Origin of the sequence: Sphingomonas sp. AP4-R1, assembly GCF_013113735.1 — a bacterium.
GTDB lineage: Bacteria > Pseudomonadota > Alphaproteobacteria > Sphingomonadales > Sphingomonadaceae > Sphingomonas_I.
Genome location: NZ_CP053346.1, coordinates 3,329,959 through 3,351,898 on the forward strand (window position 1 = coordinate 3,329,959; position 21,940 = coordinate 3,351,898).

The window sequence follows — 21,940 nt, forward strand, 5'->3', positions numbered from 1 at the left end:
ACTATCTGGCCTTTCGCAATCAGTGCGGAGGACCAGAATGTACGCTGTTACCGGAGCATCGGGCCAACTTGGCCGTCTCGTCATCGAGGAACTGCTGGGCCGGGTGGCGCCCGAGCGGATCGTAGCGCTGGTGCGCGATCCGGCGCGCGTGGCCGATTTCGCCGAGCGCGGCGTGATCGTGCGCGCGTTCGATTATGCCGATCCGGCCACGCTCGCGCCCGCGCTGCAGGGCGTGCAGCGGCTGCTGCTGATCTCGTCGAGCGAAGTCGGCCAGCGCGAGGCGCAGCATCAGGCCGTGGTCGACGCGGCCAAGGCGGCGGCCGTCTCGGCCATCGCCTATACGAGCATCCTGCGCGCCGACACGAACCCGTTCGGCCTCGCCGTCGAGCATCGCGCGACCGAGGCGGCGATCAAGGCGAGCGGCCTGCGCTACGCGTTGCTGCGGAACGGCTGGTACACCGAGAATTACACGATGAACGCCAGGCCCGCAGTCGAGCATGGCGCCGTGATCGGCAGCACGGGCGAGGGGCGCATCTCGGCGGCCGCCCGCGCGGATTATGCGGCGGCGGCGGCGGCGGTGTTGGTGAATGTCGATATCGTCGATCAGGTCTATGAACTGGCGGGCGACCAGAGCTTCACGCTGGGCGAATATGCGGCGGCTTTGGCGGCCGCGAGCGGCAAGCCGGTCGCTTATGTCCACATGAGCGAGCAGGTGTTCCGCGAGACGCTGGAAGGAATGGGCCTGCCCAGTCCGCTCGCCGCGATGCTGGCGGACAGCAGCGCCAAGGCGGCGGACGGTCCTCTGTTCGATGACAGCCACACGCTGAGCGGGCTGATCGGGCGGCCTACGACGCCGCTGGCGGACGTGGTGGCCAAGGCTCTGGCCTGACCATCCCCTGATCCGTTCGTGCTGAGCTTGTCCAAGCACGGGCTTCAACTGCTGTCGCGTGAAGCCCGTCCTTCGACTTCGCTCAGGACGAACGGGGATTAGGGGCTCGGAGCAAACGGGAGGTAGAGGGATCAGTGAAGCGTGGTCGCGGGCGCCGGTTCACTCTCCACAGCCCGCCCGTGCATCGCCGCATCCAGCGCCGCCTCGTCCAGCGCGCCTTCCCAGCGGGACACCACCACCGTCGCCACGGCATTGCCGATGAAGTTGGTGAGGCTGCGGCACTCGCTCATGAAGCGATCGACGCCGAGGATCAGCGCCATGCCCGCCACCGGCACCGACGGCACGATCGAGAGCGTCGCCGCCAGCGTGATGAACCCCGCGCCCGTCACACCCGCCGCTCCCTTGGACGAGAGCATCGCCACGCTCAGCAGCAGCAATTGCTGGCCCAGCGTCAGATGCACGTTGCAGGCCTGCGCGATGAACAGCGACGCCAGCGTCATATAGATGTTCGTGCCGTCGAGATTGAACGAGTAACCGGTCGGCACGACCAGACCGACCACCGACTTGGGGCAGCCGGCCCGCTCCATCTTCTGGATCAAGGCGGGCAGGGCGCTTTCGGACGAGGAGGTGCCCAGCACCAGCAGCAATTCCGCCTTCAGATAGGCGATCAGCCGCAGGATCGAGAAGCCGCAGAGGCGCGCGACGACGCCCAGTACCACCAGCACGAACAGCAGCGACGTGAGATAGAAGGTGCCGACCAGCATCGCGAGATTGGCGAGCGTGCCCACGCCATATTTGCCGATCGTGAAGGCCATCGCGCCGAACGCGCCGACGGGCGCCGCCTTCATCAGGATCGAGACGACCTTGAACACCGCGATCGAGAGATCCTCCAGCGCCGTCGTCAGCCGTTCGCCGCGCTCGCCGATCAACGCGAGGCCGATGCCGAAGATGACCGAGACGAACAGGGTCTGGAGGATATTGCCTTCGGTCAGCGCCGACAGGAACGTCTCCGGGATCACGCCGAGCAGGAAGCCGGTGAGCGTCGTCTCATGCGCCTTGGCAGCGAATTCGCTGACCTTGGAGGCATCGAGCGTCGCCGGATCGATGTTGAGCCCCGCACCGGGCCGGATCACGTTCGCCACGATCAGGCCGACGAACAAGGCCAGCGTGGAGAAGAACAGGAAGTAGGCGAAGGCCTTGCCCGCGACGCGGCCGACCGAGGCCAGATCGCGCATGCCGGCGATGCCCGTCACGATCGTGAGGAAGATCACGGGCGCGATGATCATCTTCACCAGCTTGATGAAGGCATCGCCCAGCGGCTTCAGCGCCTCGCCGGTGGCGGGCGCGAAATGGCCGACCAGCACGCCCGCGACGATCGCGACCAGCACCTGGAAATAGAGGTGCTTGTACCAGGCATGCGGAACGGCAGGCGGCGGGCTCGCGTCGGTGACTTTCAGCATCAAGGTCTCGGGAGTCGTGGAAGAAGCGGGTTCAAGCCTTCTCCATCGGCTTCCATGAGCCGTCGCGCAACTCTTGCCGGTTTCGCCCGCTCTGCAGGCAGATCGTGCCGGTTTCGCTCAGTGGATCGGGAGGCGCTCGGCCGAGACGGCATGAGGCGGCTCGCCCGAGGACAGCCGCCAGGCGAGCAGCCAGATGGCTAGGCCGCCCAGCGCCAGCGCGCAGCCGACATAGCCCGTCGAGGTCCAGCCCAGCCCCGCGCGGATCGCCATTCCGCCGAACAGCGGGCCGATCGCGTTGGCGGTGTTGAAGGCCGAATGGTGGAGCGAGGCGGCCAGCGCCTGCGCGTCGCCCGCCACGTCCATCAGCCGGGTCTGCAGCACGACGCCATAGGCGCCGCCGAAGCCGATCGCGAAAACCGCGACGAGCAGGCTCGGCAGGTGCGGCGCGGCGGCGGGCCACAGCAGCAAGGTCACGGCCGACCACAGCAGCAACACGGCGGCGGAGGGCATCAGGTGCCGATCGGCGAAGCGCGGCACGATCGCGGTGCCGGCCGTCATGCCCACGCCGAAGACGACGAGCGCCACCGGGATCATCGCAGGCGACACCTTGGTCACCGCCAGCATCGTATCGGCCAGATAGGTGTAGACGGCGAACAGGCCGCCAAAGCCCACCGCGCCGGTGGCAAGCGTCAGCCACACCTGCGGGCGGCGCAGCGCACCCAGTTCGCGCAGCGGGCTGGCCGCGCCATCCGCCTTTTCCTGCGGGGCATAGAGGCCGACGAGCGCCGCCGTCGTCAGGCTCAGCGCGGCGACCAGCGCGAAACCCCAGCGCCAGCCGACGACCTGGCCGAGGATGTTGGCGAGCGGCACGCCGATCACGGTGGCGATCGTCAGCCCGAGCATCACCCGGCTGACGGCGGCCACGCGTTTGTTGGCCGGTACGAGCGAGGCGGCCATCAGCGCCGAGATGCCGAAATAGGCGCCGTGCGGCAGGCCGCTCAGGAAGCGGAACAGCAGCATCCAGTGATAGGTCGGCGCGATCCCGGACAGCGCATTGGCGACGCCGAAGAACAGCATCAGGCCGATCAGCAGCGAACGGCGCGACATCTTCGCCGCCAGCACCGCGATGGTCGGCGCGCCGACCACGACGCCCAGCGCATAGGCGCTGATAACGTTGCCAGCCGTGGGCGCATCGATGCCCAGATCGCGGGCGAAATACGGCAGCAGGCTCATCGTCGCGAATTCGGTCGTCCCGATGGCGAAGCCGCCGACGGCAAGCGCGAGATGAACGAGCGCGGGATGGACGACGCGCAGGGGCGGGGACTGATCGATTTGCATTGCGGTGCAACATCGCTCCCATGGTGCCTCGAAACAAGGGTGATAGCGGCCTTATCTCGATGGGAGCGGTAGAAATTGCCGGGCCGGACTGAGATTTACCGTCCTCCGTTTGCACTGAGCCTGTCGAAGCCTGTCCTGAGCGCCTGCCTTGGCAGGCAGTCGAAGGGTGCCGTTCTCCCTTCTGTGTGCGGGACACAAGAAGGACGGTGCTTTGACAGGCTCGGCGCGAACGGTTTTTTGAAGGGTGGCCAAGGACAGCCCGCCGCTTATTGCGGGCGCTGCTGCCCAGGCCGGAAGGCGCCGCGCGGCGGAATGGGCGCGAAGAGCTTGCGGATGCCGATCCGCACCGCGCGGCCCAGCGGATCCAGATAAGCCGGCTGATAGCGTACCGGCGTATCGCCGTTCGCATCGCGCACCATCTGGCGCTCGTTGAACAGGTTGGTCACGCTGACGGTGACGCGCATGTTGCGCGCCCAGCCCTTGCCGATGAATTGCGGCATCTGCCCCAGATCCGCGAACAGCCGCAGATCGAAGGTGGTGAGATCGGAGAAGCGCAGGTCGCCCACCGCGCTCGCCGCCGTCGCCTTCGCCGTGGTGGCGCTCTGCCAGTTGGCCGAGAGGCGCAGGCCGAGGCCGCCGTTCGAATAGCCGGCTTGCCCCTCCAGTTCGTGGCGGGGCTGGCCGCCGCCCGACCCGGTCGCGTCACCCGCCAGCCGATCGAGCACGGGCAGGCCCGGCCGGATCAGCACCTCATCCTGGAAATGCCAGGTATGGTAGAGCGCGAACTGGAGGCGGCCGCCCGCCTGTCCGCCGCCGCGCGGTCCACCGAAGCCGCCGAAGCCTCGGCCGCCACCGCCGGGCCCGCCGCCGCCTGGCCCACCGGGGCCGCCACCGCCGCCCGGTCCGCCACCACCCGGTCCGGCGCCACCACCGCCACCCACGCCGCGTTCGGCAGCTGTGGAACTCTGGCCGCTATTGCTGGTCGCGGCGCGCTCGCTCGGCGGGGCGCCACCCTCGGGCGGCGGGCCGCCTTCGGGGGGACGGCCGCCGGGACCGCCCGGACCGCCGGGCCCACCCGGAAACGGGAAGCCCCGCTCGGCCGCCAGCTTGCGGAAGGCCGCGATCTGGCCGGCGGTGGGCTTGAGCGGGATCGAGATGTTGAAGCCCCAGCGCAGGCTTTCCGTATCCTCACGGCTGAAGTTCACGGGCCGCGTGTCGACGCGGGTGAGATCGCCGTCCGCATCGCGGATGAAGCGATCGGGGAAGGCCGCCTCGATCGCCGCCGTCGGCTCGGGCAGCGAATTGATCGCGTTGCGGATGCGGCTCTTCACATAATTGGCGGTGATCGAAAGATCGGTCTTGGGCAGAGGCTTCCAGGTGCCGCCGATCTTCATCACATGGCGGTTGTCGGCCAGCAGATTGGGGTTGCCGCCGGTGACGGAGGTGACGTCCACCGACTGGCCGAGCCGATAATCGAACACGCGCGCGGCCGGCGTCACCACCGTGGGATTGCCGAGCTGGGCCACGGTCGGCGCACCTTCGTCATCGGTGATCGAGAAGATCAGCGTGAGCGGCGTGCGTGGCGACCAGTTGACGCCATAGCCGTAGGTCCGGAGCGTGCCGAAATCGCTATATTGATTGACCGCGACATTGACGTTGGCGGTCAGGTTGCCGAGCGGGGTCAGCACGCCCGCGCGGCGGCTGGCGATCGGCAGATCGATGCTGAGCTGGCCATTGCCGCCGGTGCGCGAGAGCGAACTGGATTGCGAAATCCCCGCGCGCAGCGAACTGGCATCGATCGCCTGCACCGTGCCGCCCGCCTTGATCGTCGTCCCGATCGGTCCGGCCGGCAGCCGCGCGACAGTGCCGCGCGAAACGATCTGGAAATCGCCGCTGTTGGTGATCGAGCGCGCCCGGTTGACGAGCAGCCCGCCCACCAGCGGATCGAGATCGCCATAGGGATTGAGCGTGGCGTCGTTCGCCGTCAGCCGCGCCTGGATGGCGGTGGTGTCGAGCCCGGTCTCGGTGCGCGTCTTGCTGTCGCCATGGTCGTAATTGCCGGTCGCGGTCCAGCGCCACGCGCTGGAGAATTGCCCGTTCGCGCCCGCGCCGAGATGGCCGGTCCAGCCATTGGTCCGCTGCGAAAGCGGATCGCTGCCGAGATAGCGATCGACCTGCACCGCCGAGGCGAAGGGGGAATAAGGATTGCCGGCGGGCAAGGAGAGCGAGGTGGAGGGCAGGCCGTTCAGCGCCTTGCTGCGCGTGACGGTGAGCAGTCCGTTGGCCGTCGCCGAAATGCCGCCGAAGGCGCGCGCATAGACCGAGTTGATCGTGAGCGTCTCCGTCTCGGGCCGCAGCGTGCGATAGGGCGAGATATCGGTGTTGGTCTGGTTGTTCGCGCCCGGCACGAAGGCGGAGAGGGCCGGCGCCGCATTGGCGGCGGAGGCGGGGACGCCCGCGATCGTCACCGGCGTGCCCACCAGCGCGCTCAGACGCGGATCGATCTCGCCGCCGCGCCCCGCGACGATATTGCCCTGCTGCGAATAGGGCGTGCCCGCCGCCGTCGAGATCAGGTCGCGATCGCTTTCCAGCAGGCGCGCGCTGGCCTGCAGCCGGGCGTTCAGATTGAAGCGATTGTCGCCGCGTATCTTGATCGTGCCGCCTTCCAGCGTGCCGCTCTCGCCGCCGCCATCGGTAGAGGTGGTGCCGTCCGCCACCACCGTCTTGGCGTCGAAGCGGCGGCGCAGCACGAAATTCACCACCTTCTGGTCCGAACCGAAGCCGTATTTGAGCGCCACTTCCTCCGGCATGATCTCGATCCGCAGGATCGCCTCGGTCGGGATGTCGCGGATCTCGGAGAAACTGGAGATGCGCTTGCCGTTCAACAGCACGGCGGGCGAGCCGCCGCCACGGCCCTGATTGCTGCCCGTCTGCGGCGCCAGTTCGCTCAGGATATCCGAGATGGAGTTCACGCCATAGGCGCGCACGTCCGCCGGGTTGAGGATCTGTTCGGCCGGAATATCGCCCACCACCGATCCGGGCGGTTTCTGGCCGTTGACGATGATCGCCTCTTCCTCGTCCACCGGGGCGGCCTCGCTTCTGGCCGGAGAAGGCGCGGGCGCCTCCTGCTGGGCCAGCACGGGGGCGGGCGAAAGGGCAGCCATGCTTGCAAAAGCCGGGCCAGCGAGGCGGAGCGTGCGAATCATAAGATGATTGCTAGCGCCTTATCCTCGCCCCTTATGTCAGCCCGGCAACAAAGGCCGGATTGATCCCCAACCCCTTGCGTCCCATATCCGGTATCAAGGCCGCTGGAGTCCATGCGGCATCGGAGTCTCCATGAACGAAACCTTCCCCGTCCTGCCGCTGCGCGATATCGTCGTCTTCCCGCAGATGATCGTGCCCCTGTTCGTCGGCCGCGACAAATCGGTGGCCGCGCTGGAAACGGCGATGTCGGCGGACAAGTCGATCTTCCTCGTCGCCCAGCTGGATCCCGCCAATGACGATCCGGATGCGAGCGCGCTGTATGAGATCGGCGTCGTCGCCACGGTGCTGCAGCTGCTCAAGCTGCCGGACGGCACGGTGCGCGTGCTGGTGGAGGGGCAGCGTCGCGGCAAGCTTTCGGAGTTGCGGACCGAGGGGGGGCATCTCATCGGCGATATCTCTCCCGTCGCGGAAGGCGACGAGAATGACGATACCGAGACCAAGGGCCTCATCCGCTCGGTGATCGAGCAGTTCGAGCGCTATGCGAAGCTCAACAAGAAGATCTCCGACGATCTGCCGAGCCAGCTGGCCGAGATCGAGGAGCCGGGCCGCCTGGCCGATGCGGTGGCGGGCAATATCGCGGTGAAGGTCTCCGAGAAGCAGGCGATGCTGATGGAGTCCAATCCCGCCCGTCGTCTCGAAATGGCGTTCGCCTTCATGGAAGGCGAGTTGGGCGTTCTTCAGGTGGAGAAGAAAATCCGCAGCCGCGTAAAGCGGCAGATGGAGAAGAGCCAGCGCGAATATTATCTGAACGAGCAGCTGAAGGCGATCCAGCGCGAACTCGGCACGAGCGAGGGCGACGAGGGCGGCGACGAGATTGCCGAACTCACGCAGAAGATCGCCAGCACGAAGCTGTCCAAGGAAGCGCGCACGAAGGCGACGGCCGAGCTGAAGAAGCTCCGCACGATGGCGCCGATGAGTGCCGAGGCGACGGTCGTCCGCAACTATCTGGATGTTCTGCTCGGCCTGCCCTGGGGCAAGAAGAGCAAGGTGAAGAAGGATATACCGGCCGCGCAGGCGGTGCTGGATGCCGATCATCATGGGCTTGAGAAGGTCAAGGACCGGATCGTCGAATATCTGGCCGTGCAGGCGCGCACCAACAAGCTGAAGGGGCCGATCCTGTGCCTCGTCGGCCCGCCGGGCGTGGGCAAGACCAGCCTCGGCCGCTCGATCGCGAAGGCGACGGGCCGCGAATTCGTGCGCCAGTCGCTGGGCGGCGTGCGGGACGAGGCCGAGATCCGGGGCCACCGCCGCACCTATATCGGCTCGCTGCCGGGCAAGATCGTGTCGAACCTGAAGAAGGCCGGCACTTCCAACCCGCTGTTCCTGCTGGATGAGATCGACAAGCTCGGCCAGGATTTCCGGGGCGATCCCGCCTCGGCGCTGCTGGAGGTTCTCGATCCGGAGCAGAACGGCAAGTTCCAGGATCATTACCTCGAGATCGACATCGATCTTTCGGACGTGATGTTCGTGACGACGGCCAACTCGCTGAACCTGCCCCAGCCTTTGCTGGATCGCATGGAGATCATCCGGCTGGAGGGCTACACCGAGGATGAGAAGCTGGAGATCGCCAAGGCGCATCTCCTGCCCAAGCAGATCGAGGCGCACGGCCTGAAGGCCGATGAGTTCGAACTCACCGACGAGGGCCTGCGCGATCTGATCCGCTATTATACCCGCGAGGCGGGCGTCCGCACTCTGGAGCGCGAGATCGCCAAGGTGGCGCGCAAGGCGCTCCGCCGCATCCTGGAGGGCAAGGACGCCAAGGTCGTCGTGACACCCGACAATCTGGGTGAATTCTCCGGCGTGCGGAAGCATCGCTTCGGCGTTTCGGAGGAGGAGGACCAGATCGGCGCCGTGACGGGCCTGGCCTGGACCGAGGTCGGCGGCGAATTGCTGACGATTGAGGCGGTGACCGTTCCCGGCAAGGGACTGGTCAAGACGACCGGCAAGCTGGGCGAAGTGATGAACGAAAGCGTCCAGGCGGCATGGTCGTTCGTGAAGGCGCGCGCGCCGATCTATGGAATCAAGCCGTCCATTTTCACGCGGAAAGACGTGCATATTCACCTGCCGGAAGGTGCCGTGCCCAAGGATGGACCGTCCGCCGGCATCGGGATGGTGACGACTCTCGTCTCCACCCTGACCGGAATTCCTGTGCGCCGCGACGTAGCGATGACGGGAGAAGTGACGCTTCGCGGCCGCGTTTTGCCGATCGGCGGGCTCAAGGAAAAGCTTTTGGCTGCCTTGCGCGGCGGGATCACGACAGTCCTGATTCCTCAGGAAAATGAAAAGGATCTTGCCGATATTCCGGCGAATATTCGCGAAAATCTGCAGATTGTTCCGGTTAACCATGTGGACGAGGTTTTGTCGCGTGCGCTCGTCCGCCCGGTCGTAGCAATCGAATGGACTGAAGCAGATGAATTGGCGACGGAACCCGGCGCCAATCCGGCATCATCCGATCGCGGCGGAAGTTTTGCTCGACATTGATCCTAATTTTTGACGGATAGCTTTGTTTTTCTTTTGACAGATATGGGGGGCTGGGCGTTTATTCCTCTACCGACCAAGAAGATTGGGGGTAGAGGATGAACAAGCAGGAACTTATCGTCGCGGTCTCGGAAGAGACCGGCTTCAATCGTGGTGATACCGGTCGCGTCGTGGAAGCGATGCTTAGCAAGATCGGGCAAACCTTGGTGGGCGGAAGTGAAGTCCGCCTCGTTGGGTTTGGAACGTTTTCGGTAACACACCGGAAACCTTCCACGGGTCGAAATCCTCGCACGGGCGAGCCGATGGATATTGCATCGACGAGCCAGCCGAAGTTTCGCGCCGGGAAGGTTCTCAAGGAACTGGTGAACTAGGACGATCGGCGGAACGATCATTCCGAATGCGTCACAGAGTAAGGCGTCAAAAAGCGATTTCAGGGGTGGGTCGCCAGAAGGGCGCTGAACGAGGGCGCTGGGAAAACGCCGATCCATTCGACACTGGGATCGCGCCAGGCGGGCTATCGGCCCGTTTTGCGCGATCCTTGCTCAAGAGACTCTTCACGGTTTGGCGAGGTGCCGAACTCCCGGCGATAGAGCGGTCTGGCCGGGCTTTGATCCACAGCTTTTTCGTCTCCGTCGCAAGAAGTCGGGCTGGGGCCGGCTTCTGGGGCTGGACAGCGCCCCGGCGAGCCACTAATCGCCGCGACCTGGCGTGGCCCTCCCGGCCTTTTCGGGGGCGCATAGCTCAGCGGTAGAGCACACCCTTCACACGGGTGGGGTCGCAGGTTCAATCCCTGCTGCGCCCACCACGCCTTCTTGAAATCTCTGGATAATTTCCCCGCTAAGGGGCCGATTCAGGGCTGATTTCCGCATTGGCGGCGCGCGCTTGGAAGCCCGTCTTCGTAGGCTTTTATGGTGTTCGGGGCCGAAGCCTCGCCCACGCGCGACGCTGCTGCGCTTGGATCTTGCGATCGCGTGTCGCGGGGGGAGCCGTCCGCCGCTCCGCTCGTTCTCCTTCCGACAAGGAGACGAGATGATGGCCAAGCCCCCTGAAGCACCGCACCATTCCGACATCGATGGCGTCCACGAGGATGCGGAGACGAGCGAGGCGACGCGCAAGCCTCACCCGAACCCCGGCGGCGCGCTGAATCAGGCCGACGAGGAGAGCAAGGGCAGGCCGGACGGCGGACGCCAGTCGAACGACTGAGCGCGAGGCGCAGGAAGCGAGACGCTGGCTCGCCGGCTTCGCGCTTCTGCGAAAGTGGCAGTCGGAATTTGAAACGTAGCGCTTGCGGCTCTGGGCTCCTGCGTTCGCAGGAGCACGGCGGAATAGTCGAGCCACGCCACCACGCATTCCGCGACTTCACCGCCGCCGGATGAGAAAAGGCCCAGCCTCGATCGCTCGGGACTGGGCCTTTGTCATGCCTGCGATGGGGTCGCGTCGCTCAGTCGCGGGCGATGCACATCGCGATGCCCATGCCGCCGCCGATGCAGAGCGTGGCGAGGCCCTTCTTGGCGTCGCGCTTCTCCATCTCGTAGAGCAAAGTCGTCAGCACGCGCGCGCCGCTGGCGCCGACCGGATGGCCGATCGCGATCGCGCCGCCATTGACGTTCACCTTGGCCGGATCCCAGCCCAGTTCCTGCCCGACCGCCAGCGCCTGGGCTGCGAACGCCTCGTTCGCCTCGATCAGGTCCACCTCGTCCAGCGTCCAGCCCGCCTTGGCCAACGCCTTCTTAGAGGCGGGGACGGGGCCGATGCCCATATAAGCGGGCTCGACGCCGGCCGTCGCCCAGGAGGCGATCCGGCCCAGCACCTTGGCGCCACGCTTGGCGGCGGCCTCGGCGGTCATCAGCACGATGGCGGCGGCGCCGTCATTGATGCCGCTCGAATTGCCGGCGGTGACGCTGCCATCCTTCTTGAAGGCGGGGCGGAGCCCGGCCATCATCTCGGTCGTGGCGCCGGCGCGGATATATTCGTCGTCCGCCACCACGATCTCGCCCTTGCGATTCTTGACCGTGACGGGCGCGATCTCGTCCGCGAAGCGGCCTTCGGCGCGGGCCTTCTCGGCCTTGTTCTGGCTGGCGGTGGCGAAGGCGTCCTGCGCCTCGCGCGTGATCTGGTAGCGCTCGGCCAGATTCTCGGCCGTCATGCCCATCGGATATTTCTCGAACGCGTCGGTCAGCGCATCGACCATCATCGTATCGACCAGCGTGAGCGGGCCCATCTTGGTGCCGCCGCGCATATGCTGGGCGTGCGGAGCCAGCGACATGCTTTCCTGGCCGCCCGCGACGATGATGTCCGCATCGCCCGCCGCGATGCCCTGCGCCGCCAGCGCCACCGCGCGCAGGCCGGAGCCGCAGATCTGGTTCACCGAATAAGCGGTCGCTTCCACCGGGATGCCGGCGCCGATCGCGGCCTGCCGTGCCGGGCCCTGGCCTTCGCCCGCCGCCAGAATCTGGCCGAGCACCACTTCGTCCACCTCGTCGGGCGAAACGCCGGCCTGTTCGAGTGCGGCGACGATCGCCGTGCGTCCCAGTTCATGCGCGGTCACGCTGGCGAAGGCGCCGTTGAAGCTTCCGACGGGCGTCCTCTTGGCGCCGGTAATCACGATCTCAGCCACGTTTCTATCCGTCATGGTTAAGGATGATCCTGAGCTAGCAGGGGCGCCGAACCTGCGAAAGCCATTCCAACAAGGGCTGCCATAACAATTCCTTGGCCCGCCCGCTGACGATCATGCCGACATGGCCGAGCCGCAGCGTGATTCGGTCGCCCACGCCGGCGGCGGATCCGTGGGGAACGATCCGGTCGCTGGTGGAAACGACCTCCAATACGGGGCAGGGCAGGGCGGAAAGGTCCATGATCCGGCCGCCGACCCGCCATGTTTTTTCGCCCGGCCGATCGCGCAGGAAGAAGTCTTCCATCAGTTCGCGCGCGGCGGCGAAGGTCATGGGCGGGCCGTCATTGGCCCAGTCCTCCACCGTGGCGAAGCTGGCGAGCGCTTTTCGATCGCCCACTTTCTGGCCGATCGATTCGAATTTCGCGAGCGTGCGCTTGGGATCTAGCCGCCAGAAAGCGGATTGCATGATTTCCATCGGCAGGAGGCCGATCTGCCCCGCAGGCTCCCGCGCCTGTTCCCACAATTCGGCCAGGCGCAGGCGCGAGGACGGCGGGAAACCGCCAAATCTCCACGGTGAGGCGATCAGCGCCAGCGCGCGCACCGGCATCAGGTGCGCGGCGGCGGCGGCGATCGTCCCGCCCAGGCAATAGCCGACCAGGATCGGCGGCTCGGGCAGGCGCGAGAGCAAAGGCACGAGCAGTTTTTCGACATGGCCGGCAATGTCCAGATCGCGCTCGCGGCTGGAGGGCGTGCCCCAGTCGACCAGCAGCGGCCGCAGGCCCTGCGCCTTGAGCCAGCGCAGCAACGAGCGGTCCCGATCGAGATCCAGGATTTCGGGCCCGTTGATCAGCGAGGGCACGAACACGATCGGCGTGCCGTGTCCGTCCCCGTGTCCGCCCCCATGTCCGCCATAGTCCCGCAGCGACGTACGGCCGCGCCGCGCGATCTTGCGCGCGCGCCGCATCGGCCGGCCGCGCGGGGCCTGCTGATAGGCGCGGACACCCCGCAACACTGCAGCAATTCTTGCAGCATCATCGCCGGCTTCGTCACGCAACAATTGCAAAAACAAGGGCAAAGGGCGCGGCCTGTGTTGCAGCGCGGCGAGCGAAGGTGCTAGGGATGCGGCAAAAGATGGAGATCGGTGGGCCATGGCAAAATCATCAAACACTTCGGGCCCTGTCGTCATCAAGAAATATGCGAACCGCAGACTCTATAATACGGAAAGCTCGAGTTACATCACGCTCGATTTCCTCGCGCAGATGACGCGCGACGGCCGCGAGTTCAAGGTGATCGACGCGAAGACCGAAGAGGACATCACCCACAACATCCTCACCCAGATCATCATGGAGGAGGAAACGCGCGGCCAGACGATGCTGCCGGTGGGCTTCCTGCGCGAGCTGATCTCGCTCTACGGCGATTCCATGCAGGCGATGGTGCCGCAATATCTGGAGGCCTCGATGGAGGCGTTCCGCAGCAACCAGGCCCAGTTCCGTCAGGCCATGCAGGGCGCGTTCGCGGGCGGCCCCTTCGCCGAGATCGCCAAGCGCAACATGGACATGATGGAAGCCGCGGCACAGGCGTTCAAGGTCAAGGGCGGCGGCAAGGGCGCTCCCGCCGCGGGCGCCGCGCCGGAAGCCGGCGAAGCGAAGGACGACCTCGCCACGCTCAAGGAGCAGATGGCCGCGCTGCAGGCCAAGCTCGACAAGATCGGGGAATAAGGGCGGTCAGCGTCGGACGTAGACCGACACGAAACGATCATCGACCCAGGCGTGTCCCGCCCACCGATAGGACCGAGCGAGACCTTCGCGCATGATCGCGAAGGTCTTCCGGTTGGGCGGGCGCACGTCGTTATCTCCGATCGTGATGACCAGGGGGCGGGCGGCAAGGACCCGCCTCGTTTCCGTCGCCGCGTCGACGCCGATTGCGCCATTCTCGTTCGCGGCGCTGAGATGATCCGGGAAGACGAACCGGCTGACGGTGCAGGCGCGGGTCAGATAATAGAGGATCGGCGGCCCATCGAACATCTGCATGCAGCCATGCGAGACGTCGGGCGGCACCAGCGCGGACAGATCGGCCATCTGGCGCTGTGAGCGAGCGGTGGTCGCGAAGTCCGGCCAATGGAGATTGCTGGCCGGAAGCCATGCCGCGATGCCGAGCAGCGCCGGCCCGGTCGGCCAGCGCCGGAAAATCGGCGCCGCAGCGGCCGTAAACGGCACGAACACGGGCAGCAGATAATGGGAATATAAGACGCCCAACGCGGAGAAGCCGGCGACAGCGACGGCGCACCACACGCCCATGAAGGCGAGCCAGCGTCTCGCTTCGCGGTCGGGAGAGCCACGTAGCACGTGCCACGCCGCTGCCGCCGCGCACACGGTCAACGGAACCAGTCGGACCAGCGCGACGCGCGCGCGCTGGTGTAGGTCTTCCACGGGGGTTTCGCCGCGCAGGAAGATCGAGGTGAAGTTCGCGAACCAGTATTCGTGCAGATGGCCGATCGCGGCATAAGCGGCGATGGCGGCGAAGGTGGGGGCGAGCGCTGTCAGCGCGAGCGCCGGTATCTCGATCAGGGCGGCACGCGGGCTGCGCCGCCATGCCTTCCATGCCGCGATCAGCCCGAAGAAAAACCCTTCGAAGACCACCGAATATTTGATCTGGATGGCGATGCCGACGAGCAGCATGGCCAGAAAGCCTCGCTCGCGGTCGCGCGGGCCGGCTGGGGCGATCAGCAGCACGGCGGCGCCTGCCATCGGCAGATTGTAGAAGATCGGTGATTGCCCGCCGCCGCCTTCCGCGACCTCGATCCAGAGAAGATAGAGAATGCCCGCAGCCGTCGCGCCTGTCAGACCTGCCACGCGGCGCGACAAGGCGAGAATGCAGAACGCCGTGCCGGCGGCGCACAACGTGGCGATCACCTGATAGGAGACGAGGCCGCCGCCGCCGAACAGCCGAGCGCCGGCATAGATCAGGAACAGGCCGATGGGCTTCCTGTCCCAAATGTCCACATAGGGCACTGCGCCGTGGAGCATTCGATCGCCGACGAGCAGGTAGAATTGCTCATCGATCTCATAGATCGGGTTACCGAACGAGGGCGCGCGGATCAGGAATGCCGCAAGGACGAGAAGCAGCGCGGACAAAAAGATCCGGACGGCCGGATCGGCCAGCCGTGAGGGTTCGCTCCGGTGCGGGTTCACTGGTCGGTCCTGATCAGCATCCGGTTGATCTCGGCCGGCGATTGGAGGGCCCGGCAATTCCCCGGCCGGGCGAAGATGCAGACAGGGGGCGACGGCCTCTTGCCCGCGAAACAGAGTGTCTTCCGGAACATTGTCGGGACAGAGGCGGGTTCGGGGGCGATGAGCCGGTTGAAGCCCGGCACCTCGCGCGCCAGCAAACCGATTTCTTTGGCTTCGTATACGTACATCGGAACAGCGCGATGGAGATATGTATATCCGCCTTGCGTCGTGAAATGCAGATCGAGTGTCGCGACGCCGCAAAGATGCGGGTCCGTCCGCAACGATGCGAACGGGGCCGGGTCGTTTCTCTGTCCCATCGAATATTTGGCCGGCCCTCCTGCGGCGGCGACCGATACGGACATCCCGATCCAGCCAGCCAGCGCGAGCCATGGCAGCGAGCGGCTCCATCGTGAACCGCGCGTCGCGGCGTGCTCTACAAGCACGGCGGTGCCAAGCGCGGCCAGCAGAATCAGGATCGTCGTCGTCAGGAGGATGAAGCTATATTCCTTGTGATCGACGGCCATGTGCACGGCGAGGTTGACGATTCCGACCCTGAACAGGATCGGGTATCGACGCGCGCCGACTGCAGCCAGAAATAGTATGGGCACCGTCGCCCATCCGAGGGAGGCGCCGATCGCGCGCGCATAAGCCCACGCTGGCGCAGTCCCATAAGTGACGGCGCGCCCCGCAACGATATTGAGCCGATAATATTCGATCGCCCAGTCGAAGGGCATGTGGCCGGAGCCGATGTCGATCCCCGCCCCGAGCAGCATCGCCACGATGCCGCCAAAAAGCAGCGGTGGCCAATCGCGGGGGCGATTCCACAGCGCAAGTGCTGCGAGCGTGGCTGCGGCGGGTAGATGCTGCACACGGAGGAGTATGGCCAATCCCAGCAGCAAGCCGCCGATGATGATCTGGCGAGATCCCCGATCGGTGCTGGTGAGCAGAACGACGGCCGGTAATAGCAATGCGATGCTGATCGCTTCGCTCAGAATATGCGGAGCCAGGTAGATGAATTCGCTCCACCCCGCGACGATGGCTGCTGCGATCAGGCCCCCACGCGGAGATTGGCGGGCTCCAAATCGCCATGCCGACCAGACGGTGCAGAGCGAGAGGGCCGCCAGCAGTACACGCGGCAGGACGATGTAAAGCTGGGAATCCGGCGCGATCAGATCGCCGAGCGCCATCGGTCCGGCCAGAATGAGGGGCGGCAGCAGGCTTCTGATATTGTCGCGATACTCCCATGTCACAGCGCCGTGGCCGAAGACGATTCGGTGAGCTTGCTCCAGATACTGGAAGAGCTCGTCGGGGCGATAAATATCGGCCGTCGGAATCATCAGGACCCGCGCGGCGAAACCTACGGCCAAGATCAGCGCGAGCCCTGCACCAAGATGATGCCGGTTCGCACCGCGCGGCCTGTGGGCGCCGCCTTGATGAACTGCCGTCATGTCCGGTGGAAACGATCTCATCGTAAAGCCTGTCGGGGGAAGGGCATCTTCCCTCATTGGCCTCGATTACCGGTCTGTGGTTAACGCGAGACTAGCGAAAGCAGCGCCGGCGATCCGCCGATTTCGGTTGCGCGGGGCATCGGTTCGCGGGATCGGCTGCGGTGAACGGCTGGAAGGGTGGATCGCCATGAACATCGTCGGGATCGTGGGTGCGGGGCAGATGGGGGCGGGCATCGCGCAGGTGGCGGCGCAGGCCGGGGTGACGGTGCTGCTGTCCGACGTCTCCGAAGAGGTGGCGGCCAAGGGCAAGGCGGGGATCGCCAAGCAGCTGGGCCGGCTGGTCGAGAAGGAAAAGATCACGGCCGAGGCGCGCGATGCGGCCGTGGGCCTGATCCGGCCGGTCGGCGCGCTGGATGCGATGGCCGACGCGGACATCATCATCGAGGCGGCGACCGAGCGCGAGCCGGTGAAACGCACGATCTTCGAGGCGATCGGCAAGGTGCTGGGGCCGGACGCGATCCTCGCCAGCAACACCTCGTCCATCTCGATCACGCGGCTGGCGCAGGCGGCGCCCGATCCCGAGCGCTTCATCGGCATGCATTTCTTCAATCCGGTGCCGCTGATGCCGCTGCTGGAGCTGATCCGCGGCCTCGGCACGGGCGATCGCGCGGTGGCGGTGGCCGAGGCGTTCGGCAAGAGGGTCGGCAAGACCACGATCGTCGCCGCCGACCGGCCCGGCTTCGTCGTCAATCGCATCCTGCTGCCCTTGATCAACGAGGCCTGTTTCGCGGCGGGCGAGGGGCTGGCCTCGATCCCCGATATCGATGCGGGGATGAAGCTGGGCGCCGGCCACCCGATGGGTCCGCTGACGTTGGCGGACCTGATCGGGCTGGATACCTGCCTCGAGATATTGCGCGTGTTCCAGGCGGATTTCGGTGATCCCAAATATCGCCCGGCGCCGATCCTGCTGAAGCTGGTCGAGGCGGGCTGGCTCGGCCGCAAGAGCAAGCGCGGCTTTTACGATTATTCGGGCGACACGCCGGTGCCGGTCGCGATCTGAGCAATCCTCCGTGCGCCTGCGAATGCAGGAGCCCAGAGCTTCAGGCGTGACGCTTGCGGCCCTGGGCTCGCGCGTTCGCGGGAGTACGGGACTGCAGACATCGCGTTTACAGCTCTGCCTTCGTTGCCCTGCTTCAGATTTCGTCTGAAGAATTTCGTGATTGCGAGCACGGCGGAGCAATCCAGCTCCGACAGTGGGACTGGATTGCTTCCCCCGACTCAAGGCTAGGGTCGCAATGACGATCGAATTTACCGCCCCAGCACGTTGTCCACGAGCGCGCCGAGCGTGGTGAATCCGGACAGGCGCATGCCCTTGTCGTCCGCCTTGGTGGCGGAAGGTGCGAGGGCGCGCTGGAAGCCGAGTTTGGCGGCTTCCTTGAGGCGCAGCGCCGCATGGCCCACCGGGCGTACCTCGCCCGACAGCGCGATCTCGCCGAACGCCACCGCATCGGAGGCGATGGGTCGCTCCGAAAGCGCCGAAACCAAAGCCGCCGCCACCGCCAGATCGGCGGCCGGATCCTGGATGCGATAGCCGCCCGCCACGTTCAGATAGACTTCGGCGGTGGAGAAACTGAGCCCGCAGCGCGCCTCCAGCACGGCGAGGATCATCGCCAGCCGCCCCGAATCCCAGCCGACCACCGCGCGGCGCGGCGTCGCCCCGCTGGCGAGGCGCACGACGAGCGCCTGTATCTCCACCAGCACGGGGCGCGTGCCCTCCATCGCGGGGAAGACGGTGGCGCCCGCCACGCCGTCGCTGCGCTCGGTGAGGAACAGGGCCGATGGGTTGGCGACTTCCTCCAGCCCCTTTTCGGCCATCGCGAACACGCCGATCTCGTCGGTGCCGCCGAAGCGGTTCTTCACCGCGCGCAGGATGCGATATTGGTGGCTGCGCTCGCCCTCGAACGCCAGCACCGTATCCACCATGTGCTCCAGCACGCGTGGCCCCGCGATCGCGCCGTCCTTCGTGACATGGCCCACCAGGATCAGCGCGGTGCCGCGCTCCTTCGCATAGCGGATCAGCTCCTGCGCCGAGGCGCGGACCTGCCCCACCGTGCCCGGCGCGCCCTCGATCAGATCGGAATGCATCGTCTGGATCGAATCGATCACGAGCAGAGCCGGCGGCGCGCCCGCATCCAGCGTGGTCAGGATATCGCGCACCGACGTCGCCGAGCCGAGCTGGACCGGCGCGTGGCCCAGCCCCATGCGCCGCGCGCGCAGCCGCACCTGATCGGCCGCCTCTTCGCCGGAGACATAGGCGACGCGCGCGCCGCCCACCGCCAGCTTCGCCGCCGCCTGCAGCAGCAGGGTGGATTTGCCGACGCCGGGATCGCCGCCGATCAATGTCGCCGATCCCGCGACCAGCCCGCCGCCGAGCGCGCGATCCAGCTCCGCCATCCCCAGCGACAGGCGGGGCGGGAGCGCGACATCCGCATCCAGCCCGGAGAGGAGGATCGCCCGCCCGCCCGAGCGCAGATCATGTTTGGCGGCGAACGGCGTCACCACCCCGCCGCCGACCTCCTCGACCAACGTGTTCCACTCGCCGCAGTCGACGCACTGGCCCTGCCAGCGCGATGTGGCCGAACCGCAGGCCTGGCAGACGTAACGACGGTTCGGCTTGGCCATGTGGGCTCCGGCGGGATGTTGAACGAAGCAAGAACATATCGATCCGGGCGCGTGCTGGCAACCGCGACAGATCCCGATCGTTCCGGGGTCGCCATCTTCGATGAAGCGCGTTAGGGTGGCGCGCATGGGCTTTCTGCGGACGCTCTTCTGGATCGCGATTACCGTCGTCGTCGTGGTCTTCGCGTTCCACAACTGGACGTCGGTGACGCTGGACCTTTACGGCGGCCTCAAGGCCGACGCGAAGCTGCCTGTGCTGTTGCTCTTCGCGTTCCTGCTCGGTTTCGTGCCACTCTACATCTATCATCGGGTGCAGCGCTGGCGCTATCAGCGCCGGATGACCGAACAGACACGCATCGCCACGCTGGCGCCCGCAGCACCGCCCGAACCCGCCCCGGCTCCGATCTCGACCCCGGCGGAGCCCGTCTGATGGGCAGCAAGATCTATGTCGCGCTGGACACGCCCGATCTGGGGAGCGCGCTGGCGATCGGCGCGCGCGTCCGCAATCATGTCGGCGGGCTGAAGCTGGGCCTCGAATTCTTCGTCGCCAATGGCGCGGCCGGCGTGCGCGAAGTGGCGGGGCTGGGCCTGCCGATCTTCCTCGATCTGAAGCTGCACGACATTCCCAATACGGTGGGGAGCGCGATCCAGGCGCTGCACCAGCTCGCCCCCGCCGTGCTGACGATCCACACCGCCGGCGGGCGTGCGATGATGGAAGACGCCAAGGCCGCCGCCCCGCCGGGGACGAAGGTGGTGGGCGTCACGGTGCTGACGAGTCTCGATCAGGGCGATCTCGCCTCGATCGGCGTGAACGGCGCGCCGCATGATCAGGTCGCGCGGCTCGCCGATCTGGCGGCCGAGGCGGGGCTCGACGGCATCGTCTGTTCGGGCGAGGAAGTGGCGGCCGCGCATGCGCGCTGGAAGCACGGCTTCTTCGTCGTGCCCGGCGTGCGCCCGGCCGGTGGGGACATGGGCGATCAGAAGCGCGTGATCACGCCGCGCGCCGCCGTGGATGCGGGCGCCTCGATTCTCGTGATCGGCCGGCCGATCACGCGGGCGGTCGATCCCGACGCCGCCGCACGGGCCATCGCCGCGACGCTCTGAGGGATCACGAAACTCTCTCTGCCTCGTCATGCTGAACGCGTTTCAGCATCCATGAACCGACCTGTCCGCCTGGAGCAACCGTCGGGTAATGGACCCTGAACCACGTTCAGGGTGACGACCGGGAGGGGTTCTCATTCCTGTTTCCACATCGCGCGCGATCACCCGCTTGACCGGGCGGCCCTCTCGCCCCTAAGGGGGCTGCCCAGTCGCCGGGCGAGCGTGGCGGTCGTAGCTCAATTGGTTAGAGCGCCGGTTTGTGGTACCGGAGGTTGCGGGTTCAATCCCCGTCGATCGCCCCAGCGGCCCCTTTTCTTCCGGCCGCGCACGCGGCCCTGTCGAAGCTCCCCCCTCATGATCTCTCTCTGGGATTATCCCGATTTCGACGCGCACGAGAGCGTCAGTTTCTTCCGTGACGAAGCCGCGGGCCTGACGGCGATCATCGCCGTCCACTCCACCCATCTGGGGCCGGCCGCAGGCGGCACGCGCTTGTGGCATTATGCCGACAAGGGCGACGCCGTGACGGACGCGCTGCGCCTGTCGCGCGGCATGAGCTTCAAGAATGCGATGGCCGGCCTGCCCCTCGGCGGCGGCAAGAGCGTGATTCTCGCCGATCCGGGCGTGGACAAGACTCCGGCCTTGCTGGCCGCCTTCGGTCGCGCGGTCGATTCGCTGGGCGGTCGCTACATCACGGCCGAGGATGTCGGCATGACCGATCAGGACATGCTCGCGATCCGACAGGAGACGCGCCACGTTTCCGGCCTGCCGGTGGGCGAGGCGGCGGCCGGCGGCAATCCGGGGCCGTTGACGGCACTCGGCGTCTATCTCGGGATCAAGGAGGCGATCGCGCGTGCGCTCGGCAAATCGAGCGCGGCGGGCGTGCATGTCGCGATCCAGGGCGTGGGCTCGGTCGGCGGCGGCGTGGCCCGCCTGCTCGCGGCCGACGGCGCACGGCTGACGCTGGCGGACGTGGATCAGGCCCGGGCCGGGGCGCTGGCGCGCGAACTGGGCGCGGATCTGGCGGCGGCCGACGACATTCTCGGGATCGAGGCCGATGTGCTCAGCCCGTGCGCCCTGGGCGCGATTCTGGACGAGGCCGGGATCGATCGCCTGCAGGTGCCGATCGTGGCGGGGGCCGCGAACAACCAGCTGAAGACGCCTGCCGACGGCGATCGGCTCACGGCGCGCGGCATTCTCTATGCGCCCGATTATGTGATCAACGCGGGCGGCATCATCAATGTCGCGCTGGAATATCTGGGGCAGGGCGACCGCGCCGAGGTGGAGGCGCGGATCGCGCAGATTCCGGAACGTCTGGAAGCGATCTGGGCCGAGGCCTCCCAAACGCGCGAGGCCGCCTCGGCGGTCGCGGACCGGATGGCGATGCGCCTGATCGGCCGCGGCTGATCTGCCTTAACCGTGCTCCTGCGGAAGCAGGAGTA

General features: G+C 66.6%; 17 protein-coding genes and 2 tRNA genes. 11 read left to right on the top strand and 8 right to left on the bottom strand.

What is annotated here, in order from left to right:
• The first annotated feature begins 37 nt into the window (after positions 1-37).
• A complete protein-coding gene (locus HL653_RS15480; protein ID WP_171745315.1) occupies positions 38-889 on the top strand; it encodes an NAD(P)H-binding protein in 852 nt (283 codons plus the stop codon).
• A 131-nt stretch (positions 890-1,020) separates the two neighbouring features.
• Here HL653_RS15480 and dctA read toward each other — a convergent pair whose 3' ends face one another.
• The 3 genes from dctA to HL653_RS24020 form a co-directional block, all read right to left on the bottom strand.
• The gene (gene dctA / locus HL653_RS15485; protein ID WP_171745316.1) at positions 1,021-2,349 is read right to left on the bottom strand and encodes a C4-dicarboxylate transporter DctA; all 1,329 of its coding nucleotides are present in this window, start codon (positions 2,347-2,349) and stop codon (positions 1,021-1,023) included.
• Positions 2,350-2,466: 117 nt separating this feature from the next.
• Entirely contained in the window at positions 2,467-3,687 is a 1,221-nt protein-coding gene (locus HL653_RS15490; protein WP_171745317.1) for an MFS transporter, read from the bottom strand.
• A 266-nt stretch (positions 3,688-3,953) separates the two neighbouring features.
• Positions 3,954-6,851, bottom strand: coding sequence for a TonB-dependent receptor (locus HL653_RS24020; RefSeq protein WP_216599876.1), 2,898 nt, complete (start codon positions 6,849-6,851; stop codon positions 3,954-3,956).
• A gap of 172 nt (positions 6,852-7,023) precedes the next feature.
• Between HL653_RS24020 and lon the strand changes: the two genes are divergently transcribed.
• The 4 genes from lon (at position 7,024) to HL653_RS15515 (ending at position 10,632) form a co-directional block, all read left to right on the top strand.
• Positions 7,024-9,432 (top strand): endopeptidase La, encoded by a 2,409-nt coding sequence (gene lon / locus HL653_RS15500; RefSeq protein ID WP_171747018.1) that lies wholly within the window; start codon positions 7,024-7,026, stop codon positions 9,430-9,432.
• A 95-nt stretch (positions 9,433-9,527) separates the two neighbouring features.
• Positions 9,528-9,800 carry an HU family DNA-binding protein gene (locus tag HL653_RS15505; RefSeq protein WP_171745318.1) on the top strand — a complete coding sequence of 91 codons (273 nt, stop codon included), beginning with the start codon at positions 9,528-9,530 and terminating at the stop codon, positions 9,798-9,800.
• 359 nt (positions 9,801-10,159) lie between these two features.
• Positions 10,160-10,234 (top strand) — tRNA-Val (locus tag HL653_RS15510).
• 224 nt (positions 10,235-10,458) lie between these two features.
• Positions 10,459-10,632, top strand: a complete 174-nt coding sequence (locus HL653_RS15515) for a hypothetical protein (RefSeq protein ID WP_171745319.1) — start codon at positions 10,459-10,461, stop codon at positions 10,630-10,632.
• 238 nt (positions 10,633-10,870) lie between these two features.
• Here the strand turns inward: HL653_RS15515 and HL653_RS15520 are convergent, their stop codons facing one another.
• Both HL653_RS15520 and HL653_RS15525 read right to left on the bottom strand, forming a co-directional pair.
• The gene (locus HL653_RS15520) at positions 10,871-12,046 is read right to left on the bottom strand and encodes an acetyl-CoA C-acetyltransferase (protein WP_171745320.1); all 1,176 of its coding nucleotides are present in this window, start codon (positions 12,044-12,046) and stop codon (positions 10,871-10,873) included.
• A 34-nt stretch (positions 12,047-12,080) separates the two neighbouring features.
• Positions 12,081-13,055 carry an alpha/beta fold hydrolase gene (locus HL653_RS15525; RefSeq protein ID WP_253716939.1) on the bottom strand — a complete coding sequence of 325 codons (975 nt, stop codon included), beginning with the start codon at positions 13,053-13,055 and terminating at the stop codon, positions 12,081-12,083.
• Positions 13,056-13,191: 136 nt separating this feature from the next.
• Here HL653_RS15525 and phaR point away from each other — a divergent pair, with 136 nt between their 5' ends.
• Positions 13,192-13,761, top strand: coding sequence for a polyhydroxyalkanoate synthesis repressor PhaR (gene phaR / locus HL653_RS15530; RefSeq protein ID WP_171745322.1), 570 nt, complete (start codon positions 13,192-13,194; stop codon positions 13,759-13,761).
• Between the two features lie 6 nt (positions 13,762-13,767).
• Here the strand turns inward: phaR and HL653_RS15535 are convergent, their stop codons facing one another.
• Together HL653_RS15535 and HL653_RS15540 are read right to left on the bottom strand one after the other, a co-directional pair.
• On the bottom strand, positions 13,768-15,234 hold the full coding sequence (locus tag HL653_RS15535) for a glycosyltransferase family 39 protein (protein ID WP_171745323.1): 1,467 nt from the start codon (positions 15,232-15,234) through the stop codon (positions 13,768-13,770).
• Positions 15,231-16,721: a hypothetical protein gene (locus tag HL653_RS15540; protein ID WP_171745324.1), complete on the bottom strand. Its 1,491-nt coding sequence runs from the start codon at positions 16,719-16,721 to the stop codon at positions 15,231-15,233. The genes HL653_RS15535 and HL653_RS15540 overlap by 4 nt, the downstream gene beginning before the upstream one ends.
• A gap of 187 nt (positions 16,722-16,908) precedes the next feature.
• On the opposite strand from HL653_RS15540, the gene HL653_RS15545 reads away from it, so the two are divergent.
• Positions 16,909-17,781 (top strand): 3-hydroxyacyl-CoA dehydrogenase NAD-binding domain-containing protein, encoded by an 873-nt coding sequence (locus tag HL653_RS15545; RefSeq protein WP_171745325.1) that lies wholly within the window; start codon positions 16,909-16,911, stop codon positions 17,779-17,781.
• 248 nt (positions 17,782-18,029) lie between these two features.
• On the opposite strand, the gene radA is transcribed toward HL653_RS15545, so the two are convergent.
• The gene (gene radA, locus HL653_RS15550) at positions 18,030-19,403 is read right to left on the bottom strand and encodes a DNA repair protein RadA (RefSeq protein ID WP_171745326.1); all 1,374 of its coding nucleotides are present in this window, start codon (positions 19,401-19,403) and stop codon (positions 18,030-18,032) included.
• A 124-nt stretch (positions 19,404-19,527) separates the two neighbouring features.
• On the opposite strand from radA, the gene HL653_RS15555 reads away from it, so the two are divergent.
• The 4 genes from HL653_RS15555 to HL653_RS15570 all read left to right on the top strand — a co-directional run bounded on the left by HL653_RS15555 (position 19,528) and on the right by HL653_RS15570 (position 21,905).
• Complete coding sequence (locus HL653_RS15555) at positions 19,528-19,830, top strand: hypothetical protein (protein WP_171745327.1); 303 nt, start codon at positions 19,528-19,530, stop codon at positions 19,828-19,830.
• Complete coding sequence (pyrF, locus tag HL653_RS15560; RefSeq protein WP_171745328.1) at positions 19,830-20,504, top strand: orotidine-5'-phosphate decarboxylase; 675 nt, start codon at positions 19,830-19,832, stop codon at positions 20,502-20,504. Before HL653_RS15555 ends, pyrF begins: the two co-directional genes overlap by 1 nt.
• A 222-nt stretch (positions 20,505-20,726) precedes the next feature.
• Positions 20,727-20,803 (top strand) — tRNA-His (locus HL653_RS15565).
• A 52-nt stretch (positions 20,804-20,855) separates the two neighbouring features.
• On the top strand, positions 20,856-21,905 hold the full coding sequence (locus HL653_RS15570) for a Glu/Leu/Phe/Val dehydrogenase (RefSeq protein ID WP_171745329.1): 1,050 nt from the start codon (positions 20,856-20,858) through the stop codon (positions 21,903-21,905).
• Positions 21,906-21,940: the final 35 nt, after the last annotated feature.

Excerpts from the sequence above, each read along its gene's own strand:
- radA (WP_171745326.1), bottom strand. The coding sequence starts at position 19,403 with ATGGCCAAGCCGAACCGTCGTTACGTCTGCCAGGCCTGCGGTTCGGCC.
- HL653_RS15505 (WP_171745318.1), top strand. The coding sequence starts at position 9,528 with ATGAACAAGCAGGAACTTATCGTCGCGGTCTCGGAAGAGACCGGCTTC.
- lon (WP_171747018.1), top strand. The coding sequence starts at position 7,024 with ATGAACGAAACCTTCCCCGTCCTGCCGCTGCGCGATATCGTCGTCTTC.
- HL653_RS15570 (WP_171745329.1), top strand. The coding sequence starts at position 20,856 with ATGATCTCTCTCTGGGATTATCCCGATTTCGACGCGCACGAGAGCGTC.
- HL653_RS15480 (WP_171745315.1), top strand. The coding sequence starts at position 38 with ATGTACGCTGTTACCGGAGCATCGGGCCAACTTGGCCGTCTCGTCATC.
- HL653_RS15540 (WP_171745324.1), bottom strand. The coding sequence starts at position 16,721 with ATGACGGCAGTTCATCAAGGCGGCGCCCACAGGCCGCGCGGTGCGAAC.
- HL653_RS15515 (WP_171745319.1), top strand. The coding sequence starts at position 10,459 with ATGATGGCCAAGCCCCCTGAAGCACCGCACCATTCCGACATCGATGGC.
- pyrF (WP_171745328.1), top strand. The coding sequence starts at position 19,830 with ATGGGCAGCAAGATCTATGTCGCGCTGGACACGCCCGATCTGGGGAGC.
- dctA (WP_171745316.1), bottom strand. The coding sequence starts at position 2,349 with ATGCTGAAAGTCACCGACGCGAGCCCGCCGCCTGCCGTTCCGCATGCC.
- HL653_RS15555 (WP_171745327.1), top strand. The coding sequence starts at position 19,528 with ATGGGCTTTCTGCGGACGCTCTTCTGGATCGCGATTACCGTCGTCGTC.
- HL653_RS15545 (WP_171745325.1), top strand. The coding sequence starts at position 16,909 with ATGAACATCGTCGGGATCGTGGGTGCGGGGCAGATGGGGGCGGGCATC.
- HL653_RS15490 (WP_171745317.1), bottom strand. The coding sequence starts at position 3,687 with ATGCAAATCGATCAGTCCCCGCCCCTGCGCGTCGTCCATCCCGCGCTC.
- HL653_RS24020 (WP_216599876.1), bottom strand. The coding sequence starts at position 6,851 with ATGGCTGCCCTTTCGCCCGCCCCCGTGCTGGCCCAGCAGGAGGCGCCC.
- phaR (WP_171745322.1), top strand. The coding sequence starts at position 13,192 with ATGGCAAAATCATCAAACACTTCGGGCCCTGTCGTCATCAAGAAATAT.